12 protein-coding genes are annotated in these 18,561 nt (G+C 55.4%); 7 read left to right on the forward strand and 5 right to left on the reverse strand.

Going from position 1 to position 18,561, the window contains the following annotated elements; translation table 11 throughout:
• The first annotated feature begins 96 nt into the window (after nucleotides 1–96).
• The 6 genes from J7392_RS09180 (at nucleotide 97) to J7392_RS09205 (ending at nucleotide 6,512) form a co-directional block, all read left to right on the forward strand.
• Nucleotides 97–282 (forward strand): hypothetical protein, encoded by a 186-nt coding sequence (locus J7392_RS09180; RefSeq protein ID WP_209217265.1) that lies wholly within the window; start codon nucleotides 97–99, stop codon nucleotides 280–282.
• Between the two features lie 409 nt (nucleotides 283–691).
• Nucleotides 692–1,369, forward strand: coding sequence for a hypothetical protein (locus tag J7392_RS09185; RefSeq protein WP_209217266.1), 678 nt, complete (start codon nucleotides 692–694; stop codon nucleotides 1,367–1,369).
• A 2-nt stretch (nucleotides 1,370–1,371) separates the two neighbouring features.
• A complete protein-coding gene (locus tag J7392_RS09190) occupies nucleotides 1,372–1,644 on the forward strand; it encodes a hypothetical protein (RefSeq protein WP_209217267.1) in 273 nt (90 codons plus the stop codon).
• Nucleotides 1,645–1,798: 154 nt separating this feature from the next.
• Entirely contained in the window at nucleotides 1,799–3,997 is a 2,199-nt protein-coding gene (locus J7392_RS09195) for a Mu transposase C-terminal domain-containing protein (protein WP_209217268.1), read from the forward strand.
• A 2-nt stretch (nucleotides 3,998–3,999) separates the two neighbouring features.
• Nucleotides 4,000–4,965 carry a TniB family NTP-binding protein gene (locus J7392_RS09200; RefSeq protein ID WP_209217269.1) on the forward strand — a complete coding sequence of 322 codons (966 nt, stop codon included), beginning with the start codon at nucleotides 4,000–4,002 and terminating at the stop codon, nucleotides 4,963–4,965.
• Nucleotides 4,962–6,512, forward strand: coding sequence for a TniQ family protein (locus tag J7392_RS09205; RefSeq protein ID WP_209217270.1), 1,551 nt, complete (start codon nucleotides 4,962–4,964; stop codon nucleotides 6,510–6,512). Before J7392_RS09200 ends, J7392_RS09205 begins: the two co-directional genes overlap by 4 nt.
• A 723-nt stretch (nucleotides 6,513–7,235) precedes the next feature.
• Here J7392_RS09205 and J7392_RS09210 read toward each other — a convergent pair.
• Complete coding sequence (locus tag J7392_RS09210) at nucleotides 7,236–9,077, reverse strand: TniQ family protein (protein WP_209217271.1); 1,842 nt, start codon at nucleotides 9,075–9,077, stop codon at nucleotides 7,236–7,238.
• Nucleotides 9,078–9,746: 669 nt separating this feature from the next.
• Between J7392_RS09210 and J7392_RS09215 the strand changes: the two genes are divergently transcribed.
• Entirely contained in the window at nucleotides 9,747–14,297 is a 4,551-nt protein-coding gene (locus J7392_RS09215; RefSeq protein WP_209217272.1) for a hypothetical protein, read from the forward strand.
• A gap of 143 nt (nucleotides 14,298–14,440) precedes the next feature.
• Here J7392_RS09215 and J7392_RS09220 read toward each other — a convergent pair whose 3' ends face one another.
• Genes J7392_RS09220 through J7392_RS09235 form a run of 4 tightly spaced genes read right to left on the reverse strand, consistent with a single transcriptional unit; the run spans nucleotide 14,441 to nucleotide 18,530 of the window.
• Nucleotides 14,441–15,517 carry a lyase family protein gene (locus tag J7392_RS09220; protein WP_209217273.1) on the reverse strand — a complete coding sequence of 359 codons (1,077 nt, stop codon included), beginning with the start codon at nucleotides 15,515–15,517 and terminating at the stop codon, nucleotides 14,441–14,443.
• Nucleotides 15,510–17,027, reverse strand: a complete 1,518-nt coding sequence (locus tag J7392_RS09225) for a tripartite tricarboxylate transporter permease (protein WP_209217274.1) — start codon at nucleotides 17,025–17,027, stop codon at nucleotides 15,510–15,512. The genes J7392_RS09220 and J7392_RS09225 overlap by 8 nt, the downstream gene beginning before the upstream one ends.
• A gap of 5 nt (nucleotides 17,028–17,032) precedes the next feature.
• Nucleotides 17,033–17,545: a tripartite tricarboxylate transporter TctB family protein gene (locus tag J7392_RS09230; protein ID WP_209217275.1), complete on the reverse strand. Its 513-nt coding sequence runs from the start codon at nucleotides 17,543–17,545 to the stop codon at nucleotides 17,033–17,035.
• A gap of 25 nt (nucleotides 17,546–17,570) precedes the next feature.
• Nucleotides 17,571–18,530, reverse strand: a complete 960-nt coding sequence (locus J7392_RS09235; RefSeq protein WP_209217276.1) for a tripartite tricarboxylate transporter substrate binding protein — start codon at nucleotides 18,528–18,530, stop codon at nucleotides 17,571–17,573.
• Nucleotides 18,531–18,561 lie beyond the last annotated feature (31 nt).

Consider the following 18,561-nt stretch of genomic DNA (forward strand, 5'->3'; position numbering starts at 1 on the left):
TTGCCTGTCCAAGATTGTGCTGCCCCGTCGCATGGGAGCACCCTCATAACTGTGGAGTGATTCTCTGAAACTGACGCGATCACCAGGGTGAACGCTATGGTAATTCTGGATAATTTCCCGTGTGAAGATGCATTTTCGGCCAATGTCATCTTGCGAACTTGTCTATTGGAATCGCAAGATCTTGGTGAACTGCAGGTCGGGAAGTACGAATTTGCACCAAGTGATGTGCCTGCGACGATCGGAAAGAATCCGTATGTTTATTTTTCGCAACCCGATGGGTGATGCCTAACGCTAACCAATTGTCGGAAAAAGAAAAAGTCTTTTTTCAACCCAAGTCGGTAGCTACCAAATACTCATCGTCGCAACACAGGAGGAACTGACAATGTAGCAAGAACCGAATAAAGCGATCTGCGCCAACAGACCGCTCTCTCTCTCTTGGAAGACCGAAGTCTACCTTACATGTTCATAAACTTATCACCCAAACGGGTCGGTTTCAAGGACTCCGATGCTTCCAGAACATGACGATCTTCTTTCCGCGACGCATTTGTCGCCACGGGAAAGGTCTGCCCAACGCCGACCAAGCTGAAACCCGGGAGGGCACATACAGGCTGGCTTTAAAGGGCGGATCCAGAAGGTCACACGCTTTCCGGCTGAGCGGGAAGTGGCACCTGATGATTATTGGAATTCAACGATGTCTGATCTTTCTCTCTCCGGCGGTATCCGCCTACCTGAACCCCATCGTGGCGACCGCAAGACGCAAGTGGGCTCCACGCAGCACTTCACCGGGGGCATTGTCTTTGGCGAGGGCCATGGGGCCCGTCATGGCCTTGAAAGCCATCTTGAAGCGAATTGCGCGATGGTCTTGGCGTATCGTCCTGACACCAAGGAGATCGTCGAACAGGTTCGCTTTGAGTGGTTCGATGAGTTTGGGGAACTCCACAACCACTTCATCGACATCGTCGTTGTCCGCCGGGATGAAACTGTGACAGGATACGCGGTGCGCCCCATTGAGCGTGTCGGCCAAAAGTACCTGATCGAACTGGCGCGGATCAAAGCCCAGGCGATTTCGCAGGGCGTGCTCGATGATTTCCGTCTGTTCACGGAGGGCGACGTCTGCTCCGTTGAGCTTTTCAACGCCCGCCTTTTTCACTCGGTGCGGCGCCCGGACTGCTTCGGCGACCCCGTTGCCGAGGACGTGGTGCGGTCCATGACCGGGGTCGTCCGTATTGGCGATCTCATCGAGAAGACCCGCCTTGAGGGCATGGGGTTTCGGGCCTTGGTGCGTCTGATCCGTTCCGGGCATCTGAAGACGCTCGGCTATGAGCGCATCTCCCATGATGCGATGGTTTTCAAGGCGAAGGAGGTCTGAAGATGTCTAAGTATCGTTTCAAACATACTGGTAAGGCCAAGCTTCGTGTGAAGACTGGCGCAGATGCCGAAATCAGCAACCAGCAGTATGATCTTGCCACGCTTCTCGCGGAAGTGGGTGTCAAACGAAATCAGTTGTCCAACAAAAGCCTGCGTTTGCAGCGCCTCAATGTGGTTGCCGCAATTGACATCGCAACACGTGTGCCTCTCGGTCTTACTCTGGTTCAGGGCGAACAAAAGCCGCCCCTGAACGAGTTGTTGGGCAGCCCTTCGTAGGCACCACCTATAGCGAAGCCTCAGGTTTACAATGCGGAAGACCGGAAACCTGAGGCCGCTTCAACCCCCAAAGCTACCCGACCGGCGAGGCCAAGCGGCCATCGCATTCATCAGTGCTGCCTCACGCAGCCCAGATCCCACGAAAGGATACACCATGGATATCTCGTTTAGCACTGCCAACGCCCGCTACGCCTTCGGACAATTCGACCGTGTGTCGATCGATAATCTCGCCTTCCAAGTCGAAATGGAAACCGAAGTCGGCTACCTTCTCCGCCGGGACGACGCGAGCGGGCTTTGTCAGCAATTCGCGCACGCAGATCTCGCACGTTTCGGTCAGCAGAGCCGTATTCGGGTCGAACGCGATTACTTCAATCCGTCTGCGGCAAGTAAACGGCTGATGTCTACCCACACATCGATTTCGGCTTTGACCGGGCGTCCCGGGCGCCGTCTCACCAAGAAGGATTTGTACTGTCAGGTTGCACTGGGGCTCCATGCCGAGGGTCTGATGACGTTTACGGACACGTCGATCAAAGCCAACAAGGCTCTCCTTCTCGACCGCGTAATGGACATTGCACCCGATGACTTGCCCGAGCCTGGTAAGAAGTTTCGGAAGTCCGAAAACTTCGCCAAGGTTCCCTCGCCACGAACGCTGCGCCGATGGCTCGCTGAAGTCAACAAGTTTGGGCTGATTGGGCATCTCGATCGGGTTTCCGCACGCGGAAACCGCGGTTCTCGTCTCTCATCAAGCGAGTACGCGCTGATGATGGAAGGGGTCCGGGGCTACATGTCGCCGGACAAGCCCACCATTAAGACGATCGCCGAGGGCGTAAAGCTTTCCTTTGAAAAAGAAAATGCGGAACGCGAAGCGCAAGGTAAGCCTAAGATGAAAGCGCCGAGCCGGGAAACCATTCGGCTTGCGGTGCGTTCCCTGGACCCGTTTCTGGTGGAATTGAAGCGCAACGGCGCTGCAGCCGCGCGCAAGAAGTATCGCCCTGTCACAACAGGTCTTTCCGTGACGCGTCCTCTGGAACGGGTAGAGATCGACGAATGGACGGTCGATGCGCAGACTTTGTTGGAGAGCACCGACATCTATGGGCTCTTTACCGATGAGGAGAAGCATTCGCTCGGTTTGTATTTTGAAGAGCACCAGGATCCGAAGACGGGAAAGATCAAGCGGAAAAAGACGGCTCGGTGGACCCTGACCGCCGCGATTTGTTGTGCCTCCCGGTGCATTGTCGGGTTGGTGCTTAGTCGCGCCCCGAACGCAGAGGCCGCAGTCCAGTTGTTGCAGATGATCACAACGGACAAGGGGGCCTGGGCAGACGCTGTGGGTGCCCATACACCTTGGGACATGCACGGCACCCCAGAGCTAATTGTCTTTGATGGTGGCCCGGCGTTCAAATCTTTGCGGTTTCGGATGGCCGCCGAAGATCTCGGCGTGATGTGGGAGATGGCGATGAACGGCGTCCCTGAGAACCGCGGCACCATCGAGCGATTTTTCAATACCTGCTCAGGTGACTTTGCCTCCCGCCTTTCGGGGCATACGTTCCGCGGCATCATGGAGAAAGGTGATGCGGACCCGGAAAAGCGCGCAGCATTGACATTGGATGATCTGACTTTTGCGCTGATCCGCTGGGTTGTCGAGATCTACCACAACACAGAGCATTCCGGTCTTGACAACGAGACGCCGGTTCAGGCCTGGCGGCGCCTGAACAAGCTGTATGGTGTCACCCCGCCGCCAGACTCCGAAATGATGCGGATTTGCTTCGGGCAGGAGCGCGAGTACCGGTTGGACAAAGCAGGCATCACCGTTCTCGGTGTGACTTACCAATCTGAACTTCTCCAGAAGCATTTCCGTCGGAAGAACCCTGGGACCGTCAAGGTTCGCTGGCATCCCAAAGATGTAGGCGCGATTTCGGTGCTGATGGGGGAAGAGTGGTGCAACGTTCCCTCCCAAGACGCGTCCCTCCAGGGCGTTGCGGCACAAACCTGGCTGACTGCTGTGCGGCATGTGCGCGCCGGCAACCCGAAGGCGGATCGGCTGAACAATGCAGTCGTCCGGGAAGCTATTTTGGCCATCAAGGCTCGGAACGAAGTGGCGATGGCGAAGGCAGGGCTGAACCTGGAGGATTGGTCCGAGGATCGGTTCGTGCGTGAGGAGAAGAACATTCTTGCAGGTGTGAAATTCTACGAGCCGAAAGCGCCATCCAAGGCCAAAGGCAAGCTTGGGAGCGAGCTGCCTTCGCTTGACGATTTGACCGGCGATGTCGGCGACGACACCGAAGTGCAAGCTGACCGCAAAGGCCTGAACGGCGGCTCGTCGGCGTCGTCCATCACCTTCGAGAAGGAGTGATCATGATGGATCAACACACTGCCGAGCAGGCTCTCGAGGCTCTGCGTGAACTGCATATTGGAACGGATCGGGACGCGGAAGCCGCGTCCCATATCGAGCGGCTTTTCGAGAAGGACGCTGCGGGTCATCGGACGCCTGTCGCAAAACGGTTCACCAAGACCCGTGAAACGCGTGGCGTGATGGTGATTGGAGAGCCCGGGAGCGGTAAATCCCATCTCGTCAATCGCACGCTCGATAAATTGCCGATGTTGCGGCCGCAAGAAGATGGCACTCCGCGGTACATTGGTTGCGTGGTGCCCAGTCCCGCGACCTTCAAGAGTATGATGGGCGAGTTGCTGAAGGTGTCTGGGTACCCTGTGCAGAGTAAACGGCAGGAGGCCTGGTCGCTGTTCCAGGATTTGCGCTATCGCTTGGCCGAGCTGGAGATCAGCGTGATCTGGATCGACGAGGCTCAGGACTTGTTCTGTGCTGATCGCAACCTGATCCTGCGGGCACTGAAATCGCTGATGCAGGGTGAACATGCCATCACGATCATCTTGTCCGGCACGAAAGACCTCGCGACCGTGATCCGAAGTGACCAGCAGGTAAAGCGTCGCTTTACGTCCATTGTCCTACCCGAACTCACCGAACAATCCGACGGCGAGAATTTTTGCCAGATCATGGAACATTATTGCCAGCGTGTCGAAGTTCACGCTCCGATGGAGACCGACTTGGTCGGACGGGTGTTCCACGGTGCCCGGTATTGTTTTGGGCGGGCGGTAGAGCTGCTGTTGCTGGCGCTCGAGTTCGCGATCGAGAACGAAGATAGTCATCTCGAAATCGGGCATTTCGCCTCGGCCTACGCGATGCAGGAATCCTGTTCGGCATCGGAGAACGTCTTCTTTGTCGAGCACTACTGGTTGATCGAGACGGACCCGGAAGAGGACGAGAAGCCGCGTCGAACCTCCCGCAACCGGAGAGCCACATGAGCAAGTTGTTTCCTCACATCCCCTTCATCGCCGATGAAACGCCGCTGTCTTGGGCAGCGCGCCAAGCGGCCTTCCATACGGGAGGCCGCTTGGTCCCGTTTCTAAATGACCTGCGGATCCCCGCCGTTGATTTTGTGCGTGGATTGCCTGAGGCCGTCATGCGCCTCTGTGAGATGGCAGGGCAGGACCCTGCACCGGTGTTTCACAATACCATCACGGCGATTGGCGCGCGTCGTTTTACGCTGCGCGGACATGAATTCTCGGCTGAGTTCACGACGGGCGTCGAAACCCGCATCTGTCCTTTCTGTTTGGCTGAGGATCAGGCGGGCCGTGACCGCACCGATGTCGCACTTCGTCATCGTTTGGCGTGGCGCTTGGCTGCGGTGCGGACCTGCGCCACTCATGGGGTGCCGCTTCGGGATATTCGGCTGGGCAAATGGGATGACCAATTGCACGAGCTGCAAGGTATGGGTGCTGCGATCGAAGCGGAGCTGGTTTCCCCACCCGATACTGAGCCTAAGGCTCCTTCCGATTTGCAAGTTTATATTGCACGCCGTCTTGAGGGGCAGACGGGCCCGGAGTGGCTTGATGGCCAGGACATCGATCAAGCGTCGCGTGCGACAGAAATGCTCGGTGGTTTGCTGGCTTTTGGACCAAAACAGCAGGCCGCTACGATGACATTGCCCATGTGGGACGAGGCCGGACGGGCGGGGTGGAAACTGGTTTCAGAAGGTGAGGGGGCCGTGTCACAATTTCTCTTGGATACTCTGGATACCAGCACCCGTCAGGAGGCGCAGCCGCGGCCTAAGAAGGCCTTTGGGATGCTCTACAGCTGGTTGTCCGCAAGCCGTTTGTCAAAAGATCCGGGGCCGATCTGGCTGCTGTTGCGTAACGTAATCTTGGAGAACGTCCCACTGATCGCCGGCCAGAACCTGCTGGGTGAACCTGTGACAGAGCCGCGCTTGAGCAGTATTAACGCCATCGCCAAAACCGAATTTATTCACCCGTCCACTTTACGCAACATCCTGCAGGTTGCGGGGCTGGTCGAGGACCGGAACGGTTCCCAAAATGCGGGTCATACTGTCGTTGATTATGCGCGGGCACGTGATCTTGTCAGTGAGGTAAAATATGCTGTTCCGGTCACGCAAGTGCCCAGCATTCTTACCACATCCCGGCCTGTCGTCGCCATTCTTATCGAACTCGGAATCCTGACCCGGATACAGGACCATGGAGAATTGAAGAGTAAAGTTGGAAAGGCAATCGACGGTCGCAGTATCAAGAAACTCTTGGCTGATTTACGAGAGCAATTCTTGGAAATTGAAGGCCCTCTTGAAGGCTGCGTACCCCTTGCGAAATCAGCGGAACGAACTCGGGTGAGCCTCAAGGTGATCTTGGAACTTTTGTTTGGCCGTCACCTTGACCGAGTGTTTCGACTTTCTGGCCATGAAGGGTTCGGTGCAATCGTTGTCGACGTTGCCGAGATCAAGCGCGTTCTCGAATCCCCGCCGCCGGGCTTGTCGGAGGACGCATATTTCAGGATCCCTTGATCGACGATCTGCCGGGTCTCCGACCAATATTTGAAATGCCGCCTTCGGGCGGCATTTTTTTCGAACTTTCGATGGTCATTTGAAATGGGTGGAGTGGACAAAACGGCCGCCCCAGCGTGTTTTGCTCAAAAATTTGCTCAATAAAATCAATGATTAGATTGTACTTGAAGTCAAATAGTGGACATTTATTGGTGGGTCCCACAGTAGGCAGTCCAAGGAGAAGCGTGCGCAAAGAAAACTTAAAAGCGTGCGCAAAACCTTGGAGGTGCTTGGGTTTCTACATCGACTCAGTCACAACTCACTGAAAAAAATGGGAAAAGAAGCGGCGCCTTCGCTCTTTTCCTTTTTTCCGATGCAGTAAAGAGCGCTTAAAGGTCCGTCGGTATGTCTGAGCGCAGGTAGACATTCCCATACTCTTTCCCAACGGGGGAGAATGGGTTGACCGATCGGGGCCCTCACTTTGGAGGACAGCTTCTGCCAGCTTATGTCTAAGGACAGGAGCATCGTGCGCGGCGTGAAATACCGTTCGTGGAAATACGCGGCATGCTCATCGGTAATTTAGTACTGCAAGCAGTGAAACGAGAAGCGGGCGCACGATCCTTTAATAGCGGTCCTGCTCGGCATCATACTTCGCAATTCAGCTGTACTGCCGAACCGGAATGGTTCGCTACGAAACTGTAAACAAGGAAGGCGGAGCATTCAGCCCCGCCCACCTCTTGGAGTTTATCCGCAGTCGTAACCGACTGCTGAGTCCACCTCCGCCCGGAGAAAGAGCTTTCCATAATCAATGCCATCAGGGCTGAACGGGTAAACGCCAGCGGCAGCAAGTAAGGCGGACATCTGTTGCCAGGATCTTCCATGCGCTCTGGACATGGTCCGGTATGTGTAGAACTTCTCGTGGAACTGAACCGAGTCCACCTCTGCGAAATACCGTTGCATGGCGCGGGTTCGGGGGTTCCGGATTGGGGTCGCCGTTGTATGTCCATTCGAGATAAGTCGGTTCAGAAATACCGGCTGCCCGACACCCACGGTCTTTGCAAAAATCTCCAAAGACATGGCGGCCGGCCCATCATCTGAGAGAGCCGCCGAAACTTCGTCGTGATAGACGTAGATAGCCTTGTACCCATCGAAATCGGAATGATTCCCAACCCGTCGGACCCGGCCTTGCTGGATTGCCTTTACGATATCGCCGGGTCGGATCTTCAATCGTGCTGCAGATTTTGAGATGTGTTCCCATCCGTGCTGGGCCTGTCGGAGAGGCTCGGCTCCGGCAAGCAGGCTGTCAATAAAGGCCTGCCCTTCCCGGGGATCCCAGATATTTTTCGTGGTGGTGTCTGCCAACTTCGGAGCAAGGACACCATCCTCTGACAGCCGGTCGAACTGGGATCGTGACATGCCGAGACCTTCGGCAAATGACTTTGCTGGCAGCAGGGTCGTCAGTGAATCGAGTAGGGGCGCGGCAGCATCCGCGTCGAACACTGCCCAAGCGTCGGGACGGACGTCATTCAGGATTCCAGCGCTCTCGAGCATCTTCCGCATACGGCGTGGGTCGATCCCTGTTTCCCGGGAGGCCGAACGCACCGAATGTAATCGTCGCCTTTCCACTGGTTCCCCGAGCAGATCATCTCCGGCGTTGAGAGGCCAAGTTTCCAGCAGGTGATCCCGCAGGATGGCACGGAAGGGAGCATATTCAGGGATATCGGCGTAGTCTCGGGACAAACGGTCATATAGAACCGGATAAATTGCCTTTGGCCCCTGATGTGGATCTCCGGGTAGGTCCTGCAAGCGTTGCAAGGCGGTCGTGATAGACTTTGGACCATGCCGGGAGACCTCATATCCCATTTGTAGTAGCGCCCAGCGATCCTCCGGGTCGACGTCCGATGGCGCTGTGGTCTCATGACGCATGCGGGCACTTCCCAGTAAAAAACAGAAGGTGGAGGCTGCGTGCAGAGGATGCAGATCTAACCAGCCGTTTCCTGGCCCATCAACCAGCCTGGCTTCCAGCCATTTGTCGAAGTCCGTCAGTTCACGAATCTCGCAGTCAAACTCACCGGTAACAATGGCTGGCGCGATAGACCGGAATTGCGTCACGGTGTCATATCGCGCGAAGGGCTGGGTCTCCCGCCAGAGCGGGACAAGAGGGTGCTTATGCGCAAGGCAGATAGTCACGTGCGGAACCAGCCAGTGCCCGCGGATTGCCATCGAATGCTCTGGTGACCGTTCCGATGCACTGGCGTCCTGTTTCAGACAGATGGGACATCCCCGGATTTCAGGGCTGCGGATGGTTTTTGCGGGATAGATTTCGCCGCAAAGCTCATGGCGACGACCTTCAAGTTTTGTTCCCGACCAATGTTGCAGGCACTCGTGATCAGTCCCGCCCAACAAGGCTAGTGTCCTGATCATATCCGGTTCACCGTTCAGAATGCGCTGGAAGGGAATGCCCAGTTCAATGCCGAATTCCCGTAAGTCCACTTTATTTACTGCCGCCAGCCTAGACATGTGGGAGAAAGCGGTTTCCCGCGGGACGGAGGCGGTCCTGAGAGGAAGGGGCGCGACATTGATCATGAGTTGCTCTTATTGTTCGTTTCATCACCCAGTTATGCCACGTTTAGTCAACTGCAAGCTAATACCCTGTTTCAACGGCCGTCTTTCGTACAGCCGGATCCACAGCATCCACAATCAAGCTCCATTGGGGCTTTGTCAGGCGCATCCGAATGAGACCAAACCTCTCTACGTGAGATGGCCCAGGAACAGAGCGCAACGCGATGTCAAAGTAGTCTCTGCTTCAAGTGACCAACACGAAGGGCGGAAAGCGGAAGTTCGCTGCAGGCGGGAACGGGCCCTTATCAGCAGATGAAACCGGACATCCTGCCAGGAGCGCCCATCCCTGCGGCACGACCCACACAGGGGCCAGAAGTCTGGCATCCTATGCTGGTGCGAACTCACCCGCGGTGCCCTCCGTCAGAGGATATTCAGCGAGACTTGCGCAGCCCAACTCTATTTGATCAACAGTATAGCCGGGCTCTGTTCTCGATCAGAGACACAGGCAAGAGTAAGGATTAAGCGAAAGCAGATGCGCCGGACGCCAACTGGCTAAGGACTCCGGCTATGGCTTTTGACAATTGCGCGTTATGAAAGGCGGCGATAGGTTCCGGTAATTCCAAAGGCAGTGAGGAGAGCCGTGCTCAATTATGAATGGCGGTCACCTTGCATGGGTTAATTTAGGGATATTATATGTCTATCGATGAGCACCTTCAAACGGTAAAAACCGGCCTGCTGTCGCTCAAGGCCGCAGGATCAGATGGATTTGAAGGGCTGCTTCGGATTGTATTGACCAATTTGACAGGCATTCCGTTTCGCCTTGCGGCAAGTGGCTTGCAGGGAGGAATTGATGGCGACGCCGCAATGCCGAGCGATCCCGTTTGCTTTGAGGCCAAGCGATACTCAGGTGATATTCATCGAAATGAAGTAATAACCAAAATTGCGGACTTGTCCCGGAAGACCAGTGCCGCTGATCGCTTGTGGATTCTTGGCGCAACGACAGAGATTAGTACGCAGCTCGCAAGCGCTATTGAGGATGATGGTGACAAGCAAGCCATCTCCACGCTTGTTCTGGATTGGACTGCCGCCCCGCTGCCGCTTCTAGCCATTGCTGTGGTTGCCGCAGATAGTGCGGCCATCAATTTCATTGTCGATAATTACCATGAGAAAACCGAGCAAAAAAAACTAAGTAAAGAAGACCTAAATGCTGCGTTCTCTTCCATTTCGGGGCATCCGGAGTTCAAAAGTCTTCTCCAGCGTCTCAAATCAAATCTCAATGTCTCGAAGCTCTCGTTCATGCGCGCAGTCGATCAGAATGCCGCATGGCGAGAACAGACCTTTGGCTCGACGCGTCACGCTAGGGAGCGGCTCGGACAAGGGCTTGCCGTCCAGAAGGACAAAAACTTCCCGCCAATGCGCACTGAGCTACGCAAAAACATCACGGATGCGCTGGCTACAGGCAAAGAAGTAATCCTATTGGGGGATGAGGGGCACGGAAAATCATGGCTTGCTGCACAGATGTGTTCCGACGAAACAAGCTTGGCGCTTTTCATCAGTGCGGAGCAGCTTGACGGTGTGTCTGTCCACGACCTTGATGATTTCTTGGTCGATCTGCTGATCAAACAAACTGACGAAGTCGCGGATGATGCGCTCAGGCTTAGATGGAGGCACCGGCTTAAAGCATGGAGAGCGTCGCCGTCAGTAGCTTCGTTGCTGATAGTCATCGATGGCCTGAACCAGCGGCGAAACTTTCGTTGGCACAAACTGCTTAATGGCATCCAATCCCGATTGGCGGAAATTGGAGGCAAGATGGTCGTGACCGTCAGACCGCACTTCTGGGGGAAGGCAATCGCCCACGGTTTGACATTCAAGCCGAAGACTATCGAGATTCCTGAATGGTTGCCCCCGGAACGCGATACACTTTTGACGCACCATGGGATCGCCCTCGACTGGCTTGACGAACAAACCCTGAAAACACTCCAGAACCCGAGGTTACTGGCGGTCGCGGTCGACACCTTGCCGCACCGAGATGCCATCGCATGGAAAGGGTTGACCACAGACAGGCTGTTGATGGAACACCTGCGAGCATCACAGCGTGACCACTACGAAGATGAGACCTTTGCGCAACTAACAGGCCGCTTAAGTGACCACGCAACAAAGGTTCTTGAACGGGTGCAAGCGTCGTCAAACGAACCGCCTCAAAATTTTCAGGCGGACTCAGCAGCTGTGATCGAAACCCGGTTTTACCGGCCGCTTGCGGGGCCCGGCGACTTTTATGAACTTCGGGATGAGGGGTTGACCCTTGCGCTGGGTTTCACGCTCATTGACCAACTGTGGCAAGCTCACCGGGCCAGCCATGATTTGGCCGACCGGATCACTCAACTTGTCGAACCCATTAATGCGATGGACAGGACGGTCGACGTCCTCTTTGCGTCTTTACTAATTTGCGCATTGGACGATATCCGTTTCGATCCCGCGATTTTTTCGGTTCTGCTGGATGCTTTCGCAAACCTTCAGAACGTTAGTGATCAACGGTTCGAAGAGTTTGTAGAAATTATCAAAAATCAACCGAATGCGCTATTCGATACCCTGGAGGTTCTGGGCCTCGAAACTGGTCGGCGAATTAATACCGACTGGTTTGTTCACGCAGCATTCATTGTTGCTTCGACCGATGAGGGCTGGCGTGCTGCCAAAACCGCAATCCATAACTGGCTTCGGTACTACAACAGAGACCCGGTCGAGCAAGCCAAACGCTATCACAAGCAGACTGATCCAGGCTATGCAGAACGAGTTGAGAAAAAGAAGGCAGAGATCGATGTAGAGTTGGAGAACCTCTCTGCTTTCGAAAAGCGTCTTTTGGATCAGATGACGGAAGTATCGAGTGAGCCTGACGACTTGATTTCGTTGGCTCTCCGGCTACTGGCAGGTCATTCCCTTGTCCCATTCGCAGATAGCTTCGTGGCGATGGGCATGGCCTTCGCACTGGATCGAAATATCTATAAAGCGCGAAAAGAGTTTCCGCAGCTTACCACGTTCAATCGGATCGATCGCGCCGCGACAAGAGACGCCTTTCGCAAAGCGATTGAACCACTGCGCGCAGAAAAAACTTCGAAAGGTGGACAATGGACGGTAGTTCGGATGCTCCATGCCAGCGGTGACGAGAGAGACGCTCAGGAAGCTTCTGTAATAGCCGAAGAATTGCGAAAAGGCTGGCATCACTTTGAGCCGCCATCACCAACCGAATGGCGTCAAGTCAAAGTGGCAGATCCCGAAGCTATGCGACCATCAGACATGGATCAAGGCTTGCAGCATTTCGTTGCGCTCGACGTTAACAAGATGCGGCAGACTATGGGGGTCAGCGGCGAAGATCACAGTTTCGGTGACTTTCTTCCTGTTGCCGCTCGGTTTGAACCCGAAGCCGCTGTTGAAAAAACTCGAAGCATACTGACAGGCCTGCTCACAAGAACTGGCCTTCCTTTGCGACAGGTAATTTTGAACTCCGAGGATCACCTCCCCTTGGTCGATGCTGACTTGGCCGCACGCTTGATCAAGCGGATGGAAGAGACTGATGCGTTCATGACATTGCCGGAACAAGATCAATCGATCTGCCGCATGTTCGCCTTCTACTACGCTGCCGGACAGATTTCGGCAGGCGAACAGCTCAGGTGCATGACAGGAAAAGCGCTCGGGCCAGGCTACCTTCTTTCGGTCATCCCAAGCCTAAAATCTCAGACATCAGAAGAGATAGTAACCACAATTCGGGACGCTCTTCAAAGAGGCGACGAAGATGCGGCCTATGGTGCCCTTGCGGCGGCGCTTTACGGTCAAACACAGACTACCGGCGAACTCGAAGAACAAAACTTGGCCTGTTGTCATGGGACGTCTTCAAAGCTGCGCGCTGTTGCCTACGAATTGGCGACTTACAGTAATCTGGACAGTGTTCGGCAAGCGCACGTGCGCAGCAACTGGAACGCGGCCGCAGTGGATGAAGAGACCTATGAGGGCTGGTTCGGTTCAATGTTGTTGGTTCAGGCATGCGCACACGACGAGATGCCTGTCGATGACCTCCTGAAGCGCATTAGCTCGAAGACTTGGTTTGCGGCGAGTCAAAGGCTTGGAAAAGCGTTTACAGTGCCAATGGTAGAATGCTTTGTTCAGCGGCTTCGCAGTGGGGTCGCGGCTACGAACGAAATTCAGCCACCATCGGCAGATTTGAAGCTTTCTAAATCTGAACCGGCTCCGCTCCCCTTTCTATCTATCGAAGAAACGGATCGAGACGGCGAACGCTTTCCCAAGCAACGGAGCCTTAAAGAGGTTCTGGGAACCGACGATGACTTCGATGAGAAGCAAAACAGGCTCAACGCCGTGGCCAAGGCGTTTTTCGAGGAGCTCAAGGAATCAGATGCAAAACTGTTGATTCAAAATATCAGCATCGAAGAACTTAGGAGTCTTGTCAGTGAAGTTCCGGCATTGCTGGGTGAACTTCTCGAAATCTTGGATCACGCTGACGTCGCTCAGTTTGTTTGGCTGAAAAACCTGGCTTTTGCGGTAGCAAATTTGATTTCAGGAGAGTCTCCTGAACGCGCCGTTGCTCTGCTGACGCGGGCTTCGTCGTCACAGGGTTTCGTAATGCTGGCCTTGGGCGATGACCTGACGCTTGAGCACCAAGCGATTTGGGGGGCAGAGGCGTCGGACCCGATAAAAGCAATCTGGCGTCAAAGGCTGTTGGGTTCAGAAAATGACGCGGTCCTCGCTCGCGAAGTCCTTGCAGCCGAACGCTTCGGTGCTGCCGACTATATCAAATCGACTGTCCTAGTTCTGGCGGCAAGCGAAGATAGCTTAGATCAAGCATATGCAAATTCGATTGCGGGCTACTCAATTCGATCTGATGAATTTGCTGACATTTTGGGTAAGCATATCGGCCACAAAGGCGTGTCAGGCCAAGCCGCCAAGAATGCGTTTTCAGAACATGAGAATGCCATGTGGGCGCGGCGTTGGGTTGAGAGTATGTGGAGCGCGCCGACACCAGAGCAGTTCTGGCGATGCTTGATAATTGCAAAGACTTCTTTGGATGGGCGTGTGAGTCCCGAAGCCCCTACGACCAGCAACTGGCGACAGTACGCCCCTGTATTTAGAAGAGCGAGAAAGTCGGCGATTAAGGACCGGAACAAAGAGCGAGCGAAGAGGCTTCTCGGACAGGAGGCTCCAGAGAAAATTTTCATCGCATCAGTGGGCCAGACCTGATTGTGGGGGCGGCCAGGTGAAAGTCTGGTATAGCGACACTGCACTGCAGCGCGCAGGACCGAAATGAATGTCGCCTATGGGCCGCGATTTCTAATGCAGCAAGCGATCGAAAGCTACGATATTCCAGACTTTCTGGGGGCAGCTCAGGTCAGTCTTTCGGCCATTTTCTCTTCGCAAACTATCATGTCTGCCAGCATCTTTTCCGACCATTCTAAAGCGCCGGATGTCAGAAGAAAGACCTCGGGAACGACGACCCATTCTGCAATCCACACGCCGCCGGAACGCTCGTGCTGGTGCAAGCCGAGTTCACCGATGTGCTCCGCACGTTGTCGGCCCAGACGACTTGAAGCCTCTGCAAACTCGCTGGCGCGCTGGTTTTTCTTGTGGTGCATCGATGATGATGCGCCTTTGCCGTTTGAATGGACTTCGAAGATTTCACCAATATCTGATGACGACAACAGATTGATATTATGTGCGATCTTGGTCAGGCTCGCGCATAAAACCCCCAGACCGGTTACGATCTCGGCAATTCCATCTCGCGCATTCTGCCAATGTGGTTCGACAGAGCCCAAATCCAAGGCATCTGCCAGCTTGGATTTGACGCGCTGTCCAGTGTCGCCGTCATAACATGTCAGATCTCCGAGCGGGCCGCCGACCTGAACGAGAAGACCGCGCCGCGAGGCATCTTGCAACCGTTCAACATGTCGGCCCAGCTCCGCTTGCCAGACACGCAGCTTTGTCGACAAAAACATCGGCACGGCATGTTGCCCGTTCGTGCGACCAATCATCCGGACCTCTTTGTAGGCTTCGATCTTTTCGCCCAAAGCCTCAATCAGCCGCTCGACGCTCGCAAGGACGGCTTGCAGTCCGAGATTCATCTGCATCGACAGACCTGTGTCCATGATGTCCTGTGTCGTACTGCGAAAGTGGACGTGTGACGCCAGTTCGGGGCCGACGTAGGCGCGCATTTGTTTGACTAACCCGACAATTGGGCGGCCCACCATCATCATGTCTACTTGCATTTGATCTTGATCAAGATCGACATGCGAAAACGAGCCTATTGCATCTGCCGCCTCTTGCGGGATGAGCCCGACATCGCATTGTGCCCGTGCCAGCGCCTGCTCGGCCTTTATCCAGACCGAAAGCGTGGAAGCTTCGGACCAAATGCGGCGCATCTCTTTGCTTGAGAAGCAGTCCTGCATCAAATGCCAATCAAGCATCTCCAAGCTCCCCTTTGGCCAGTCTCTGCTCGCGCAGGATGCCGCGAATGCGCAAGGCCAGGGCTGCGAAGCCAATTGCAAGGAAAAGAGCCGCGATCGGGCGTTCAATGAAGATCAGCGCGCCGCCGTCGGACATCAGCATGGATTGCCGAAAGGTTTCCTCGGCGCCCTTTGCCAACACAAAAGAGATGACGAAAGCTGCAATATTGAAGTCATACTTCCGCATCAGCCATCCGACAAATCCGGCAACGGTCATCACAGTGACGTCGAACATGGAGCCCTGTGCCGAATAGGCGGCGACAAAGGATGTCAGGAAGATCATTGGATAGAGCACATTTGTCGGGATTTTGAGGATGAGCTTTGCTACCTGAGTGGCACCGAAATAGCCGATCAAACCATAGGCCGCGATTCCGATCATTCCGCAGGCAAACAAGCGGTAAACCAGCTCTTTGTCGGTCAGAAATAGCGTGGGGCCTACTTGAATGCCGTGGATCAGAAAGACGCCGAGCAAGATCGCTCCGATGGTCGATCCGGGGATGCCAAGAGTCAGGAGCGGTGCCATAGACGGCCCCGAAACTGCGTTGTTCGCTGCCTCTGGCGCAGCCACGCCTTCCAGCGCACCCTTGCCCCATTGCTCAGGATTCCGAGCACGTCGCTTGCCCTCTCCATAAGAGATAAACGCCGCAATGGCAGACCCAAGGCCGGGCAACACGCCGATGAACGCTCCGATAAAACCGCCCCGCAGGGCATGTGGCAGACAGGGTTTGTATTCATCCCAGCTCAACCCGTTGTCATCTCCGGTCGAGGTGCTTGCCTCAACCTCGGTGTCTTTGGCTTTCAGGCGTTCTTCCAATTGGGCGAACACTTCCCCCAGCACAAAGACACCGATCATCAATGGCACAAGGCCGATGCCGTTCGACAGATCGAATGAGCCGAAAGTATAGCGTTCTTCGCTGGAGATCGGATCAAGGCCAACCATGGCAACAAGCACACCGATCAAAGCCGAAGCCAAGCCCTTGAGGATGGATTTTCCGATGACCGAACCGATGACAACAAAGGCGGTAAAATAGATGGCGAAGGTCTCGGGTGGACCAAGCTTCAATGCCAGTGCAGCGATAAAACCTACGCCCACGACCAACATGACATCGCCCATGAAGTCCCCGATGACGGAAGAGATCGTAGCAACCTTCATCGCCTTGCCGGCCTTGCCGGATTTCGCAAGCGGATAGCCGTCAATCTGCGTCGCCGCCGAGGCCGCTGTACCGGGTGTATTGAATAGGATTGCTGCGATCGATCCACCGTAGCGGCCCGATTTGCCGATCACGTAAAGAAAAGCCAAGGCAAAGAGCGGGTCCATGTAGAAAGTGATCGGCAACAGCATTGCGATGGCGGCAGAGGCCGTCAGGCCGGGGATGGCGCCCACGACCATGCCCACGACAGCAGCCAGCAAGATCGCCGCCAGCAACATTGGGTCGGAGATCACAGAAAGAAGTGCGGGAAAGATGTCCATGGCCGTTACCCTCTGATCGCGTCAAACAGGTCAAACACCTCGCCATACGGCGGGAAGACCCCAAGGAGTTCGAAGAAAATGATGTGGTAGATCAGCGGGCAAGCAACGACTGAAACCGCCAAACCGATCCAGCTGCCCACGCCGAAAATATAGAGCACAACGGGGGCCACGATGGCTGTCGGCAATACATATCCAAACCAGCGGATGGATTGCTGGTAGAGCAATGCGATTGCAAAGAGGCCCAGAATGTAAAGCACACTGCCGGTGTCCTGCCGCGCGTTATCCCCCTCGGAAGAAGCGGATCGCCCTGCGCCAAGCAACATAAGGCCTGCAATAACCAAAAGCCCGAGGCCCGCGCCAAAGGGGACAATTCCGGCCCATGTTTCGTTGTCATTGGCGGCGGGCACATTCCAGACACCCACGACCGCCACAAGTCCCAATACCATCAGGACCATGCCTTCTGCATAGGCACGCATATCCATTCCTCCCATGTCGTTTGAAAAGGGGCTGCGCTGCATGGCAGCCCCGCTCAAGAACGCGCGCTTAGTTCGCCAGGCTTTCAACCAAAGGCGCGGCGTCGGCCTTCATCGCAGCCAGCGCCGCTTTCGCGTTGGCTGCGCTGGCATAAACCGGGCCAGTGCCTCGTTCTGATAGAAGTGCTGCAAATTCTGGTTTGGCAGCAATCTGCTCCAGCGCAGCCTCCATCGTCGAAATCACTTCAACCGGGGTGCCCATGGGGGCAAATACGATAACCGGCGAAGAAACGGCAGCGAACGGTATGCCCAATTCGCCGAAGGAAGGAACGTCGGTCATTACGCCATCGCGATCCTGGCTGTTGACGGCCAGTGCGCGCAGGTTGTCTTCAAAACCTGCAAGCTGCTGCACGCCGAGAAAGCCGAAGTCTGCCTGCGCACCAATTAGCGCTGCGCGGGTCGGGCCGCCACCTTTGAAGGGGACATCCTGTGCCTCGATGCTGTTGTTGGCAAGGAAGCCAAGACCGCCCACGTGGTGGAAACCGCCGCGTCCGGAATGCGCCCAACGCAGGGAGCCCGGGTTGGCCTTGGCCGCGTCGATGACGTCTTGAACCGATTGGAACGGGCTGTCTTTCGGGACCATCAACGAGGTCTGCAAGTTTCCGACCTGCGCAACGAACTCAAACGATTCAAACGCGTCAATGTCAGTGTCGCGTGTAATGGTCGACAACAGGAACGAGCCACCGGATGTCATCATCATAGTGTATCCGTCAGGCCGTGCGCCGACGACGGAATTCGCGCCATTTAAGCCACCTGAGCCCGGCTTGTTCACAACGACAATTGGTACGTCCAGCACGCCTGCTGCTGCGGCGGAAATCGCGCGGGCATAAGCATCCGTCCCGCCGCCTGCCTGATAGGGCACCACCAGGTTGATCGGGCGCTTCGGCCAGTCTGCGGCGAAACTGGCCGTTGCCGTCGCCAAGAGCGCGGAGCCTGCAACGGCTGCTCCGATGAATGATCGTCTTTTCATAATGTTCCTCCCAGAATGAATGATACCTCTC

Origin of the sequence: Sulfitobacter sp. R18_1 (assembly GCF_017743915.1) — a bacterium.
Taxonomy (GTDB): Bacteria; Pseudomonadota; Alphaproteobacteria; order Rhodobacterales; family Rhodobacteraceae; genus Sulfitobacter; species Sulfitobacter faviae.